The 14,081-nt window shown below is 68.8% G+C and carries 15 protein-coding genes and 1 pseudogene; 12 read left to right on the top strand and 4 right to left on the bottom strand.

Annotation, left to right across the window (positions count from 1 at the left end):
* Window positions 1-5: 5 nt before the first annotated feature.
* Window positions 6-641 (top strand): hypothetical protein, encoded by a 636-nt coding sequence (locus tag AC5Y5B_RS13010; protein WP_500005646.1) that lies wholly within the window; start codon window positions 6-8, stop codon window positions 639-641.
* 12 nt (window positions 642-653) lie between these two features.
* On the opposite strand, the gene AC5Y5B_RS13015 is transcribed toward AC5Y5B_RS13010, so the two are convergent.
* Complete coding sequence (locus AC5Y5B_RS13015) at window positions 654-1,283, bottom strand: TetR/AcrR family transcriptional regulator (protein ID WP_112631538.1); 630 nt, start codon at window positions 1,281-1,283, stop codon at window positions 654-656.
* Window positions 1,284-1,374: 91 nt separating this feature from the next.
* Between AC5Y5B_RS13015 and AC5Y5B_RS13020 the strand changes: the two genes are divergently transcribed.
* Complete coding sequence (locus AC5Y5B_RS13020) at window positions 1,375-2,598, top strand: cytochrome P450 (RefSeq protein ID WP_112631285.1); 1,224 nt, start codon at window positions 1,375-1,377, stop codon at window positions 2,596-2,598.
* 2 nt (window positions 2,599-2,600) lie between these two features.
* Window positions 2,601-2,774: pseudogene (locus tag AC5Y5B_RS13025) on the top strand (SDR family NAD(P)-dependent oxidoreductase); the annotation flags it as partial.
* Window positions 2,775-2,813: 39 nt separating this feature from the next.
* Here the strand turns inward: AC5Y5B_RS13025 and AC5Y5B_RS13030 are convergent.
* Window positions 2,814-3,482, bottom strand: a complete 669-nt coding sequence (locus AC5Y5B_RS13030) for a hypothetical protein (RefSeq protein WP_500005530.1) — start codon at window positions 3,480-3,482, stop codon at window positions 2,814-2,816.
* A 79-nt stretch (window positions 3,483-3,561) separates the two neighbouring features.
* Between AC5Y5B_RS13030 and AC5Y5B_RS13035 the strand changes: the two genes are divergently transcribed.
* From AC5Y5B_RS13035 to AC5Y5B_RS13055, 5 genes are all read left to right on the top strand, one after another.
* A complete protein-coding gene (locus tag AC5Y5B_RS13035; protein ID WP_112631290.1) occupies window positions 3,562-5,079 on the top strand; it encodes a carboxylesterase/lipase family protein in 1,518 nt (505 codons plus the stop codon).
* Window positions 5,080-5,097: 18 nt separating this feature from the next.
* A complete protein-coding gene (locus AC5Y5B_RS13040; protein ID WP_500005531.1) occupies window positions 5,098-7,107 on the top strand; it encodes a DUF7064 domain-containing protein in 2,010 nt (669 codons plus the stop codon).
* Complete coding sequence (locus tag AC5Y5B_RS13045; RefSeq protein WP_112631294.1) at window positions 7,108-7,602, top strand: gluconokinase; 495 nt, start codon at window positions 7,108-7,110, stop codon at window positions 7,600-7,602.
* Between the two features lie 67 nt (window positions 7,603-7,669).
* The gene (locus AC5Y5B_RS13050; protein WP_112631296.1) at window positions 7,670-8,059 is read left to right on the top strand and encodes a TA system antitoxin ParD family protein; all 390 of its coding nucleotides are present in this window, start codon (window positions 7,670-7,672) and stop codon (window positions 8,057-8,059) included.
* Between the two features lie 30 nt (window positions 8,060-8,089).
* Window positions 8,090-8,668 carry an ATPase gene (locus AC5Y5B_RS13055; protein ID WP_500005532.1) on the top strand — a complete coding sequence of 193 codons (579 nt, stop codon included), beginning with the start codon at window positions 8,090-8,092 and terminating at the stop codon, window positions 8,666-8,668.
* Between the two features lie 33 nt (window positions 8,669-8,701).
* Here AC5Y5B_RS13055 and AC5Y5B_RS13060 read toward each other — a convergent pair whose 3' ends face one another.
* Window positions 8,702-9,769, bottom strand: coding sequence for a DoxX family protein (locus AC5Y5B_RS13060; protein WP_500005533.1), 1,068 nt, complete (start codon window positions 9,767-9,769; stop codon window positions 8,702-8,704).
* A 95-nt stretch (window positions 9,770-9,864) separates the two neighbouring features.
* Between AC5Y5B_RS13060 and pncA the strand changes: the two genes are divergently transcribed.
* Window positions 9,865-10,425 (top strand): pyrazinamidase PncA, encoded by a 561-nt coding sequence (gene pncA / locus AC5Y5B_RS13065; protein WP_112631539.1) that lies wholly within the window; start codon window positions 9,865-9,867, stop codon window positions 10,423-10,425.
* Complete coding sequence (locus AC5Y5B_RS13070; protein ID WP_112631302.1) at window positions 10,425-11,225, top strand: ketosteroid isomerase family protein; 801 nt, start codon at window positions 10,425-10,427, stop codon at window positions 11,223-11,225. The genes pncA and AC5Y5B_RS13070 overlap by 1 nt, the downstream gene beginning before the upstream one ends.
* A gap of 18 nt (window positions 11,226-11,243) precedes the next feature.
* On the opposite strand, the gene AC5Y5B_RS13075 is transcribed toward AC5Y5B_RS13070, so the two are convergent.
* Window positions 11,244-11,594, bottom strand: coding sequence for a DoxX family protein (locus AC5Y5B_RS13075; protein ID WP_112631304.1), 351 nt, complete (start codon window positions 11,592-11,594; stop codon window positions 11,244-11,246).
* Window positions 11,595-11,762: 168 nt separating this feature from the next.
* On the opposite strand from AC5Y5B_RS13075, the gene AC5Y5B_RS13080 reads away from it, so the two are divergent.
* Together AC5Y5B_RS13080 and AC5Y5B_RS13085 are read left to right on the top strand one after the other, a co-directional pair.
* A complete protein-coding gene (locus AC5Y5B_RS13080) occupies window positions 11,763-12,758 on the top strand; it encodes a sigma-70 family RNA polymerase sigma factor (RefSeq protein ID WP_112631306.1) in 996 nt (331 codons plus the stop codon).
* Entirely contained in the window at window positions 12,748-14,073 is a 1,326-nt protein-coding gene (locus tag AC5Y5B_RS13085; RefSeq protein WP_112631308.1) for an ABC transporter substrate-binding protein, read from the top strand. Before AC5Y5B_RS13080 ends, AC5Y5B_RS13085 begins: the two co-directional genes overlap by 11 nt.
* Window positions 14,074-14,081: the final 8 nt, after the last annotated feature.

A 14,081-nucleotide genomic window follows, 5' to 3' on the forward strand; every position in this document is an offset into this window, starting at 1 on the left:
ACCTCATGAATACGGTGCGGACGTCCGCGCTCGGCCTGACAGCTACCGCCATCTTGCTCGGCGCCACGGTGGTGGGTTGCGGCGGGGACAAAAACTCGACGGGATCTTCCGGTTCGGCCACGCCGTCCAGCTCGGCCAGTTCATCGAGCCCCTCGGCCAGTCCGGGCGCGGGGGCACCGGGAGCCCCGGTGGACTACAGCAACCTGCTGATCAAACCCAGTGACGTGGGCCCCAATGCCACCGCCGACGGGCCGCCGAGTCAGAACCCCAGCGGCATCACCGGTGTGGGACAGGTTTTCAAGAACCCCGACGGCAAGCGCACCATCATCGACACCATCGCCGTCTTTCCCGACGCGGCCACCGCCACCCAGACCGCTGCGAACATGCGCGACGTCGTCGGGAAGAAGGTCAACGGCGAGCAGCAGCCCATCGACATCGGCACCAACGGGTTCATGGTGATCGGCCAGGGAACCGACCCGGCCAACCCGATGGAGATCTCCGAGGCGGTGTTCGTCGAAGGCAGGGCCATGGTCGATCTGGAATCCGACTGCGTCATCGGCAATCCGACGCCGGCCGACGTAGTGCTCGATCTCGCCCGCAAGCAAGACGCCGCGGTCAAGGCGGGACTGCCGGCTAGCTGAGCGGCCGCTCGTTCACAGGGGCCAGCTGTCCGGCTGCAGCTCGTAGCGCAGCGCCGCAGCCGGCGGCAACGGCTGCCGTTCGTTGACCGATATCGCATCGACGACGAGGGTGACATAGCGCCGCCAGCCGTCGCTGCCGGCGTCCATGGTGGACAGCACGCTGAAGAGCATCGCGATCAGGCGAGGAAGGTCGTCGGCGACCAGGTCGGCGCGGATGCTCCCGGCTCGCTGCCCCGCGCGGGCGAGCTCGCCGAGCGCCGCGTTGAGCGGCACCGAGATGTCTGCCGTGAGTGATCCGGTCCGGCGCGCCGCCGTCAGCAGGCTGTGCTCGCGTGCCCCCAGCGATATCGCCGCCTCGATGAGCTGGGTGAGACCGCGCAGCGGATCCTTCGCGCGGCGGGCGCTGTCGATCACCGGCGTGAGGTCCTCGGCGATGCTCTGATCCAGGGCGGCGCGGACCAGGTCCGCCTTGGCCGGAAATCTTCGGTACAGGGTTCGCTCGCCGACGCCGGCGCGGCGCGCGACGGCTTCCACCGGGGCGTCTGGTCCCAACTGGCCATAGACCTCGCGCGCCGCGCGCAGGATGCGCTCGACGTTGCGCGCCGCGTCGGCCCGCAACGGCCGGTCTTCGACCGCGGTCATCATGACAGCGTAACTGACAGTTGACTGCCGGTAAGCGCAGCTTTACGCTCATACAACTGGCAGCCAACTGACACTTAGTGGAAAACTGGTTATGGCGACACCTTTGGAGACCTCCGAATCCCGGCCTGACGCAAGCCTTCCCGTGTTGCCCGCCCCGCGGCCGTCGCACTGCCCGCTCGCGGCCCCACCCGAGTTTGCGGAGTGGCGCGAGCGGCCCGGGCTGCGACGAGCGATGTTCCAGGGCAACCCGGTTTGGGTGGTCAGCCGCTACCAGGACATCAGGGCGGCGCTGGTCGATCCGCGCTTGTCCGCCAAGACCATTCCGGACTCGATCCTGCCGACCGACGCCGACAACAAGGTGGCGGTGATGTTCGCGCGGATCGACGATCCCGAGCATCACCGGTTACGGCGCATGATGACGAGCAACTTCACCTTCAGGCGCTGCGAATCGATGCGGTCCCATATTCAGGACATGGTCGACCACTATCTCGGCCAGATGATCGGCAATGGCGCGCCGGCCGACCTGGTGCGCGAATTCGCCTTGCCCGTGCCGTCGATGGTGATCGCCCTGCTGCTGGGGGTGCCGCCCGAAGACCTGGCAATCTTCCAGCACAACACCACCAAGGGGCTTGACCAGAAATCCACCGACGAGGAAAAGGGCCAGGCGTTCGGGGCGATGTATGCCTACATCGAGGAGTTGGTGGAACGCAAAGCACGCGAACCCGGGGACGATTTGATCAGCCGCCTGCTCACCGAGTACGTGGCGACGGGTCAGCTCGACCACACCACCACCGCGATGAACAGTGTGATCATGATGCAGGCGGGCCATGAAACCACGGCCAACATGATCGCATTGGGAACCGTTGCGCTGCTGGAACATCCCGAGGTGTTCGAGCGACTCGGGCAAACCGACGATCCGGCCGTGATCGCCAACATCGTCGAAGAGCTGATGCGCTACCTGTCCATCGTGCACAGCCAGGTCGACCGCGTCGCGACCGAAGACCTGGTGATCGGTGGCCAACTGATCCGCGCCGGGGAATTCGTGGTCATGAGCCTGCTCGCCGGCAACTGGGACGCCGAATTCGTCGACAACCCCGAGTCCTTCGACCCCAACCGAAACGTCCGCGGGCACTTGGGCTTCGGGTACGGCGTTCATCAATGCATCGGAGCGAACCTGGCTCGCGTGGAGATGCAGGTCGCCTTCGCCACGCTGGCGCGGCGCCTGCCCGGGCTCAGGCTGGCGGTGCCGCCGGAGCAGCTGAGGTTCAAAGACGCCAATATCTATGGCATGAAAGAACTTTCGGTGAGCTGGTGACGATGCCGACCGGCGAACTGCGGTTCGACGGCCAGGTGGCCGTGATCACCGGCGCCGCCAGGGGATTGGGCAGGCAGTACGCACAGCTGTTGGCCACGCGCGGAGCTCGCGTCGTGGTCAACGACACTGGCGCCTCGGTGACCGGGGACGGCTCGGACGGCGAGGCGGGCCCGGCGACGAAATGAGCGAGCTGTTCGCGACGATCGCCGGCGGCCTCAGCAGCTGAAGGCCGCGCCGACGCCGTCGGGCGGGGGCGCCGATTTCAGGCAGCCGAACGGCTCGATGCCTGCGGGGCTGAATTTGGCCGCCGACTGGTGCGCATAGTTCACGCAGTAGAGGCCGGTCTGGTCGGCGCGGCACCGATAGTCACCGAACGACAGCGAATCTCCGCTCGCCAGTTCCGGTCCGTTGCCGTTGAGGAAGGGACCGGGATCGGCCCGGGCGGATCCGACCTGCAGGTTCACCCCGTCGAAGCTGATCCAGCCACCGTGCCATTGGCCATAGGCCGTCGCGGGGGCCGGCGGTGGGTTGGTCAAAGTCACCAGGCAGGCCAGGGCGCCGCCGGTGTGTTTGGCATCCGTCATGCAGGAGACCTTGCCGCCCATCGCGCTCACCGCGATGTCGTCGCCCAGGGGCGTGGTCGCCCCGTCGCGGGTGGCGGTGTGAAAGCGGCCGGGATCGGCGGGGTGTCCGGTCTCTATCCAGGCGATGACGTCGGAGATTGCCGCACCGGCGCCCGGCGCGCCGGTTGGTCGCGGCGCCGCGCTTCCCGGTGCGCCGGCGCTGGGCTGGGCGGGGCTTTGGGGCGGTGCCGAATGGCCGCCCGTGGTGTGGGAGCACCCCGCGAGCAGTAGTGACGCGGCGATCATCGCAGCTTTCCGCATCCAGTCAGGCTAACCGCCGCGCCGGGGAATTAAGGCGCTGCGCGCGCGTTACGGCCGTCATGTCGGTTACCGTCGGGTTATGCATGACCGCACCGTCCGCGCACGCACGGCCATCGGCACCGTCGAAGGCTTTACCCGCGACGGGGTCAATCGGTGGCGGTCGATCCCGTATGCCCGTCCACCGGTGGGCAGCCTGCGCTTCCGGGCGCCGCAGCCGGCCCAGCCGTGGTCGGGTGTTCGGCACTGCCATGGGTTCGGCAACTGCGCGCCCCAGCAGCGCCGTTACACCCTGCTCGGCATGTCGGGTCTCGGAGGCCGCTATCAGCCGATGAGCGAGGACTGCCTGACCCTCAACGTGGTGGCGCCCGAGGGTGAGGCCGAGGGGCCGCTGCCCGTCATGGTGTTCATCCACGGCGGCGGCTACTTCCTGGGCAGCTCGGCGACACCGCTGTACGACGGTGCGGCGCTGGCGCGCCGCGGGTGTGTGTACGTGTCGGTGAACTACCGGCTGGGCGCGCTGGGGTGCGTGGACTTTTCGTCGTTGTCGACGCCGGAGATCACGATCGACAGCAACCTGTATCTGCGCGATCTGGTGCTGGCGCTGCAGTGGGTTCGTGACAACATCGCCGGGTTCGGCGGTGATCCGGACAATGTCACCATCTTCGGCGAGAGCGCGGGCGCCTGCATCACGGCCTCGCTGCTGGCGGTGCCCGCCGCCGAAGGCCTGTTCGCCCGCGCGATCTCGGAAAGTCCGGCGTCGGGTCTGGTGCGGTCGAGAGAGGTTGCCGCGGAATTCGCGATCCGCTTCGCCAACCTGCTGGGGGTGCGCAAGCGGGACGCCGCCAACGCGCTGATGCAGGCGTCCGCGGCACAACTGGTGGAAACCCAGCACCGGCTGATCGACGAGGGCATGCAGAACAGGTTGGGCGCCTTCCCGATTGGCCCAGTCGTCGGTGACGACGTCCTGCCCTTGGACCCGGTCGAGGCGATGCGGCGCGGTGCGGCCCACCGGGTACCGCTGATCGTGGGCACCAATGCCGAAGAGGGCCGGCTGTTCACCCGATTCCTGGCGATGTTGCCGACCAACGAGGCGATGGTCGAAGAACTGCTCGCCGAGGCCGAACCCGCTATCCGCGAACGCATTACCGCGGCATATCCGAATTATCCCGATCGGGCGGCCTGCATCCAGCTCGGTGGTGACTTCGCCTTCGCCTCGGCGGCCTGGCAGATCGCGGAGGCGCACGGCGCGCACGCCCCGACCTACCTCTACCGGTACGACTACGCGCCGCGCACGCTGCGCTGGTCGGGTTTCGGCGCCACCCACGCCACCGAGTTGCTCGCCGTTTTCGACGTCTACCGCACCAGATTCGGCGCATTGTTGACCGCGGCGGCGGACCGCCGGGCCGCATTGCGGGTCAGCAATCAAGTGCAACGGCGTTGGCGCGCCTTCAGCCGGACCGGCGTACCGGGGGAGGACTGGCCCCTTTACACCGCTGAGGATCGTGCCGTCATGGTCTTCGACCGCAGGTCGCGCGTCGAGTTCGATCCACACCCGCATCGCCGAATGGCATGGGACGGCTTCTCACTGGCGCGTTGAGCTGGCACGCTAACCCTCATGCACGCCGAGACCGAGCAAGTCATCGAACGACCCAGTGACCTCACCGCCGCCTGGCTGGCCGCGGTCATCGGCACCGGACCCATCGCCGACTTCTCGGTAGAGCGCATCGGCACCGGCCAGATGAGCGGGTGCTACCGGGTCAGGCTGAGCTATGCCGAGGCCGACGGCGGGCCCGAGTCGGTGGTGCTGAAGGTCGCGGCCACCGATGCGGTGAGCCGCCAGACCGGGCTGGCACTGGGGCTCTACGAGCGGGAGGTGCGCTTCTACGGCGACATCGCGCCGCGTCTGGGCGGGCCCATCGCGCCCTGCTACCACGCGGCGGTCGACAGCTCGACGGGTGTGTTCGATCTGCTGCTGGGCGATGCCGGACCGGCCGTCGTTGGTGACGAAATCGCCGGTGCCACAATCGAACAGGCCCGCCTAGGCGCCGTCGAGCTGGGCCGATTGCACGGGCCGCTGCTCGGCGACGCCTCCCTGGCCGAGGCGCCGTGGCTCAACCGTGACGCGCCGCTGAACCAGGCAATGATCACCCCGCTGTACGCGGGTTTCGTCGATCGCTACGGCGACCAGATCGCACCCGAGCATCGCGTGGTGTGCGAACGGCTGGTGGCCGCGTTCGATGGCTACCTGGCCCAGGAGGCGGAGGCGTCCGAACGGGGCCGCGTCCAGGGCCTGGTGCATGGCGACTATCGCCTGGACAACATGCTGTTCGGTATCGAGGGTGCCGATCGCGCGCTGACGGTGGTCGATTGGCAGACCGTGTCGTGGGGTCCGGCGCCGACCGACCTGGCCTACTTCCTCGGTTGCGCGTTGTCCACCGAGGATCGCCGGCAGCACTACGACGCGCTGCTGCGCGCCTATCACGAGGCGCTGGGACCGGCGGCGCCACTCAGTCTCGCCGACGTCGCCGACGGCGTGCGCCGGCAGAGCTTTTTCGGGGTGATGATGGCGATCGTCTCGTCCATGCTGGTCGAGCGCACCGACCGCGGCGATCAGATGTTCATGACGATGCTGCGGCGGCACTGCGACCACGTCCTGGATACCGACGCGCTGTCGACGCTGCCCGTCGCGGCGGCACCCGAACCGTTGCGGCCGGACGTCGAGGACGAACTGGCCCACGAGCCCACCGCCGAACCGCTGTGGAGTGAGAGCTGGTACGCCGACTTCGCCGACCCCGCACAGGGTTTGGGTGGCTGGTTCCGGTTGGGGCGGGTGGCCAACGAGCAGACCGCGTGGGTGCACGTGTTGTTGTGCGGACCCGACCTGCCGACCGTCGCCGTGGATGCGCAAGTGCCGCTGCCCTCGGATCCGTGGTCTGTGCGGGCCGAGGACTTCGAGCTCGAACATGCCGTCGACGCGCCCCTGCAGGGCTATCGCGTCGACGTGCGGGCGCGGGCCCATGCCTACCCCGATCCGTCCGCGTTGCTGCGCGGGGAGCCCGGCGCCCCCGTCGAGATGAGCCTGAACCTGGTGTGGGCCACCGACGGCGCCCCGTACAAATACGCGGTGACCACGCGGTATGAAATCCCGTGCACCGTCTCGGGCGCCGTCACCGTCGGCGATACCAGCTACCGCCTGAATTCCGTTGCGGGCCAACGTGATCACTCGTGGGGGGTGCGCGATTGGTGGGGCATGGATTGGATCTGGAGCGCGCTGCATCTAGACGACGGCACGCACCTGCACGGCGTGAACATCCGGATCCCCGGGGCGCCCGCGTTCAGCATCGGCTATGCGCAGGACGCCGACGGCAAGGCCGCCGAGCTGCAGACCGTGGACTCGCGAGAGTCCTTCGCTGCCAACGGGTTACCGCTCGACGCAACGCTGAAGCTGGAGCCGGCGCAGATCACCGCGAACGCTGACGTGCGCGGCCAGGCACCGGTGCGGCTCGTCGCGCGGGACGGGCGGGTCAGCCAGTTCCCCCGCGTATGGGCGACGGTCAGCACGGCCGACGGGCGCAGCGGCGTCGGTTGGCTGGAATGGAACCGCAACCTCGGCGAACAGACTTAGGTGAGCGGATCGGCCCCCGTTGTCGTGATGGGCGTCTCCGGCTCGGGCAAGTCGACGGTGGGGGCGGCGCTCGCCCGGCGCCTGCGCGTCCCGTTCGTCGACGCCGACACCCTGCACCCGGCCGCCAACATCGCCAAGATGGCGGCCGGCGAACCGCTCGACGATGACGACCGCCATCCCTGGTTGGAGACGGTCGGCGAATGGTTGGCCGCCCATCGCGCGGGCGCGGTGGTGAGTTGCTCGGCGCTGAAAAGGACATACCGCGACCAGCTCCGCGCGCACTGTCCGGGGGTGCAGTTCCTGCACCTGTCGGGTTCGCCGGAGCTGATCGGCGCCCGGCTGGCGGCCCGCACCGACCACTTCATGCCTCCCGCACTGCTGCGTTCGCAACTGGACACCCTCGAGCCCCTCGGTCCCGACGAGGCCGGCATGACCGTCGACGTCGGCCCCGACGTCGACGCGATCGTGGACACCGTCGTGCGGGCGCGCGAATAGCCGCGGCGGCGGCCGCGGTGTAGCATTGTGCTACAGCTTGTAACGTAATGCTGCAGAGGAGGCAGTCATGGCCGAGGCCGTCGATCGCGTCACCCGCGTCGCTTCCGACCTGATGGACAGCGCGGCGGCCGAGGGCGCCCGGCAGAGCCGCTCGGCCAAGCAGCAACTCGACCACTGGGCACGGGTGGGGCGGGCCGTATCCAGTCAGCACACCGCCTCGCGGCGGCGGGTGGAAGCCGCGCTCACCGGCCAGCTGGCGACCGGCGAACTCACCGTCGAGGAGGGCGTGGTGTTCAACGCCGAGATCTCCGCGGCCATCGAGGAAAGCTTGGCGCGCACCAACTATGGGGCCACGCTCGCCGGGCAAGGGGTCACCACCGTCGCCCTCAACGACGACGGCGAGATCGTCGAGCACCGCCCCGACGGCGCCGCCGTGGTGCTCGGGGGCACCCGCTGACCCGGCGGTGGTCAGCGGTTCGGCGGTGCCATGGATCGACTTGACCTGGTGGTCGGGCCGAACGGCGCCGGTAAGTCGACGTTCATCGCGCTGACCCTGGCGCCGCTGCTGCCCGGCAGCCTGGTGGTCAATGCCGACGAAATCGCACGGCAGCGCTGGCCGCAGGATCCGGCGTCGCACTCCTACGACGCCGCGCGCATCGCCGCCGACACCCGCGCAAAGCTGATCGAGCTGGGCCGGTCCTTCATCGCCGAGACCGTCTTCTCCCACCCCTCCAAGCTCGACCTAGTTCAGGCGGCCCGCGGCGCGGGCTTCACCGTCGTGCTGCACGTGCTGCTCATCCCGGAAGAGCTTGCGGTCGAACGCGTTCGACACCGGGTGCAAGCCGGCGGCCATGACGTGCCGGAAGCCAAGATCCGTCAGCGCCATCGCCGGCTGTGGGCCCCGGTGGCCGAGGCGATCGCCTTGTCCGATCTCGCGACGGTCTACGACAACAGCCGCCTGCGCGGCCCGCGCATCGTCGCGCGACTCAGCGGTGGCCTGACGGTCGGAGCACCCGACTGGCCCGCGTGGACGCCGGACGTCCTGCGGGCTCGCTGGCCCGATTAGGTCGCGGCGTTATGCGGACAACGGCTCGCCCGACTACCAGGGGAGATTGCGGCGCCCGGTCTCGACCTGACCCCCCACGCGCTCGCGGGCGGTGTCGGCCAGGTCGCTGCCGCGCTGACGCGCGGTTTCGGCGAATTCCTCCCCGCGCGCCCGCGCCGTGCTGGCCAGTTTCTCGCTGCGCTTGCGCGCCTTCTTGGCCAGCTTCTCGCTGCGCTTGCGGGCCTTCTTGGCCAGGGGCGCGGCCCGGTCGGCGGCCTCGTCGGCGAGTTCTTCGCTGCGCTTGCGCGCCTTCTCCGCCAGATACGCCGCGCGGTCGGCGGCCTCGTCGGCCCATTCCTCGCCGCGCTTGCGTGCCTTCTTGGCCAGCGGCCGACTGCGCTCGGCCGCGGTGCTGGCCAGTTCCCGGCCGCGTTCGAGTGCGGCCTCGGCGTAGGGCGCGCCGCGCTCGGCCGCCGTGCTGGCCAATTCGCGGCCCCGCTCGAGCGCCGCTTCCGCATAGGGGGCACCGCGTTCGGCCGCCGTGCTGGCCAGTTCGCGGCCCCGTTCCGCGCCGATCTGCAAGCCGTGCGCGATGCGCTCACCCAACTCGGAAAAATCGGCATCGAAGGCCGAATCGTCCGACCCGGGCCACGCCGACGACACCCGCTCGGAGAGCCGTTCCGCCGCTCGGCGACCACGCCACCCGAGCGAGGGCTTGCCGGCGGTGTCGGCGGAGGCGATCAACAAGCCGCCCAGCAGGCTGAGGTCGGTGAGAAATTGCTGGCGTTTCTGGGCCTTGGCTACCGGGTCGCTCTCGTTCCAGAACGAGTGCGTCCCAAGGTTGGCCGGCAACACCGTCACCGCGAGGGCGGCCGATGCGATCCGGGGGAGTTTGCCGGTGGCAAGCAGCAGGCCGCCGCCGATTTGCACGGCCGCGGTGGTCTGCGCGACCGTCTCGGGGTCGCTGGGGATGCTGCTACTCACCGAATCCGGCAAGGCCTGCAGGCCGTCCACGGCCGGCGCCGCGGCCTCCGCCGCGGATTTGGGGTTCAGCAGTGAATTGACTCCTTGCCCGATGAATGCCACTGATAACAGGGGTCGCGCGATTCTCCTGAGCACCATGGCCGGTGTATTACCCGGCAGCTTGTCGAGCAAACCGCCACCCCGATAACCCCAGCTAGAGTCGCGTAGTGGCGCACACCGATAGGGTGGAGCGCGTGCGAGCGTTGATCATCGTCGACGTGCAAAACGACTTTTGCGAGGGCGGCTCGGTGCCCACCGCCCACGGCGCCGCCGTGGCACCCGCGATCAACGCCCATCTGTCCGGTGACCCGGGCTACCGGTACGTCGTGGCGACACAGGACTTTCACGTCGACCCGGGTGATCATTTCTCCGACCACCCGGATTATTCGTCCTCCTGGCCGGTGCACTGCGTCGCCGGAAGCGCCGGCGCGAATCTTCGCTCGGACCTGGACATCCGGCACCTGGACGCGGTCTTTCGCAAGGGTGCGTACGCCGCGGCGTACAGCGGTTTCGAAGGCGTCGACGACGACGGGACGACGCTGCTGCAGTGGCTGCGCCGGCGCGGGGTCGACGAGGTCGACGTGGTCGGCATCGCCACCGACTTCTGCGTCCGGCGGACCGCCGAGGACGCCGCGGCGGCCGGGCTGACCACCAGGGTGCTCGTCGATCTGACCGCGGCCGCGGACGTGGATTCGGCGGCCGAAGCGCTGGCGGAAATGCGGTCCGCCGGCATCGAGTTGGTTGGGGGGCCGTAATGGTGGCGCCACTGGATCGACAGCATCTGCTGGCCGCCGTGGAGCGCTCGCCGCAGGCGGCGGCCGCGCACGACCGTGCCGGGTGGGTGGGACTGTTTACCGGCGACGGATGTGTCGAGGACCCGGTCGGCTCCCGGCCGCACGTGGGGCACGAGCAAATCGGCCGCTTCTATGACACCTTCATCGGCCCGCGTGACATCAAGTTCCACCGCGATCTCGACGTCGTGGTCGGCACGACGGTTCTGCGTGATCTCGAGCTCGAGGTGGCGATGGGCTCGGCCGTGACGATGTTCATCCCGGCGTTTCTGCGATATGACCTCCGAGAAGCCAACGGCGAGTGGCAGATTGGCCATCTGCGGGCATATTGGGAGCTTCCGGCCATGATGGCGCAGTTCCTGCGCACCGGCCCGGGGGCCCTCCGGCCCGCGCTGAACCTGTCCGCCGCGCTGGTGAGCAACCAAGGATGGGGCGGGGCGGCCGGCTTCGTGACCGGATTCCGGCGGGTGGGGGCGCGCCACCAGCGGCTGGTGACGACGTTCCTGGAGGCCGTCGGGCGCAACGACGAGTCCTCCGCCGCGCGGGCGCTGTCCTCAGATGCCGCAATAACTTTGGGTGATCGCGACCCCCTCGACCTGGCCGAGCTGGCCGTGCAGCTGGAGGGCGCCGGCATCACCAAGACGAGCAGCGCCGGCCGCACCGTGGCGGTCTCACTCCACTCGGGGCACGGGCGCGCCATTGTGTTCGCCGATGTGGCGTGGCCCGGCGCCGCGATCAACCGGATCAGATTCTTTCCCGCCTGATCCCGTCACGCCCGTGTCTCACCGGAGCACCATCAGCACCAGCGATGCCCCGGAAAGGAACAGGTATGCGCCCGGAAACGCGATGTTGTACACAACGCGTGCCCTCACATGCGTCGCCACCGCACCGAGGAAAAACAGCACCAGGCCCGCGGCGGCCGCGATGCCCAATTCGCGCAAGCCCAGCAGTCCGACCACGATCCCGGCGGCCCCGGCCAGCTTCAGCGCGCCCAGCGCCGGCAACCACGACCGCGGCACCCCGACCTGGGCAGAGTTCGCCAGGACGAATCGCGCCGGCACGAAGTCGGCGACCGCGATCGCGGCGGTAATGACGGCGGTGGTCAGCGTGGTGGCGACGAGTGCGGTGTTCATCCGGATCAATCCCTTGTCGCGCAGTGATTTCCGCCGCGGCGGGTCGAATGCGAGCAGTGTGCATCGTGGCGCACAATCGGTAGGGTCATGGTGTTTGTCTCCTTCGCCGGTGGAACTCCGTTGGACGCGGTCAACTTCTTGACGGCTTCCGCGCGGAAAAGGTGACCCATGAACGCAACACAGGATTTGGCGGATCTGGCGCAGCGTTTCGACGCCGATCGACGACACCTGAGGTCGGTCGCGTTCCAGCTACTGGGTTCGGTGCCCGACGCCGACGACGCGGTGCAGTCGGCGTGGCTGAAGGCCAGCCGCGCGGACTTCAGCGGCGTCGACAACCTCTCCGGCTGGTTCACGACGATCACCGCGCGTGAGGCGTTCGACCAGCTTCGGCTGCGCAAGCGCCGCGCCGAGCAGCCGCTGGCCGAAGCCGACGAATTGGACCGGCTGGTCCGGGTGGCGTCGGCGCCGGCCGACGAGGACGCGCTGCTGGCGGAGTCGGTGAGCAGCGCGCTGCTCGTGGTGCTCGACCGGCTGTCCCCGGCGCAGCGCGTGGCGTTCGTGCTGCACGACGTCTTCGCCATGCCGTTCGAGCGGATCGCCGCGGTCATGAACCGCTCGCCGGACGCCGCGAAGAAGCTGGCCAGCAGGGCCCGCGGGCGACTGCACGCCGACCCGGCCGCCCGGCCTCGCCGCACGGCCGAGCACCTCAAGGTGGTCGAGGCGTTTCTGGCGGCCTCACGCGGCGGTGACATCGCCGGCCTGCTCGAGCTGCTGGCACCAGACGTGGTGCGCACGGTCGATCGGGCGCTGGTCCCGGCCGACGTGCCAACCACAGTGCGCGGCGCCGAGGAGGTCGCCAGGGAGACTCGGCGGTTCGCTGTGCGGGCGCGTGCAGGCGCTGTCATGCTCATCGACGGGACGCCGGGCATCGTGCTCGCGGCCCGCGGGCGCGCTCAGGTCCTGCTGGTGATCGGCATCGGCGCCGACGATCGCATCCACACGATCGACATCACCGGCAATGCCGAGCGAATCCGCCGGGCCGCGCTGACGCTGCCCCGGTGGCGGACCCAGGAAGATCACAAGCTCATCGGGTACCAAGGACGTCAGACACAGTCGGCCGGAAATGCGGCCGCGGGGCAGGACCGGGAGAGCCATGCTCGATAAGCCGTTCGGGCGGCGTGACCTGTTGCGGGGCGCTGGCGCGCTTTCCGCTGCGGCGCTGGCTCCGTGGTCGGCCGGGTGCGCTCCGGAGGACGACGCGCTCACTTTCTTCTTCGCGGCCAACCCGGACGAGCGTGACGCGAGGATGCGCGTCGTCGACGAGTTCGCGCGCCGGCACCCCGATATCAAGGTTCGTCCCGTGCAATCCGGGCCCGGTGTCATGCAACAACTTTCGACGTTCTGTGTTGGCGGAAAATGCCCCGACGTGCTGATGACCTGGGAACTGTCCTACGCCGAACTCGCCGACCGCGGTGTGCTGCTGGACATGAACACGCTGCTGGCGCGCGACAGATCGTTTGCCGACCAGCTCCGGGCGGACAGCATTCCGGCGCTGTACGAAACCTTCACCTTCAACGGGAAGCAGTACGCACTTCCCGAACAGTGGTCGGGCAACTACCTGTTCTACAACAAACGGCTCTTCGCCGAAGCCGGCGTGCCGGCGCCCCCCAAGACGTGGGAGCAGCCGTGGGATTTCACCGAATTCCTGGACACCGCACGCGCGTTGACCAAGCGTGACGCGGCCGGGCGCGCGGCGCAGTACGGCTTCGTCAACACCTGGGGTTCCTACTACTCGGCCGGCCTGTTCGCGATGAACAACGGCGTCGCCTGGTCCAACCCGCGGCTGAACCCCACCCACTTCAACTTCGACAACGCGGCGTTCCAGGAAGCGGTGCAGTTCTACGCCGATCTGGCCAACACGTACCGGGTCGCGCCCAACGCATCCGAGACGCAGTCCATGTCGACGCCCAACCTGTTTGCGGTGGGCCGGGCGGCGATCGCGCTCGGCGGCCACTGGCGCTACCAGACCTATATCCGTGCCGAGGACCTGGATTTCGACGTCGCCCCGTTGCCGGTCGGCCCGGCGCTGGGAAAGGGGCATGCCGCGTGCTCCGATATCGGCGCCACCGGATTGGCCATCTCGGCGAGCAGCCCGCGCAAGGAACAGGCGTGGGAGTTCGTGAAGTTCGCGACCGGCCCCGTCGGCCAGGCGCTGATCGGTGAATCCTGCCTGTTCGTTCCCGTGCTGCGCTCGGCGCTGCGATCAAAAGGATTCGCCAAGGCCCATCGGCGGCTGGGCAATCTCAGTATTCTCACCGAGGGTCCGGCGTTTTCACAGGGTCTGCCCATCACGCCGGCGTGGGAGAAGGTCAATGCCTTGATGGACCGTAACTTTGGTCCCGTCCTGCGCGGCCGCGAAGCGGCGACGTCATTGAGCGGGTTGAACCGTTCCGTCGACGAAGTGCTGCGCAGCCCGTGACCGCGATG

Source organism: Mycobacterium sp. NGS33, assembly GCF_059812885.1.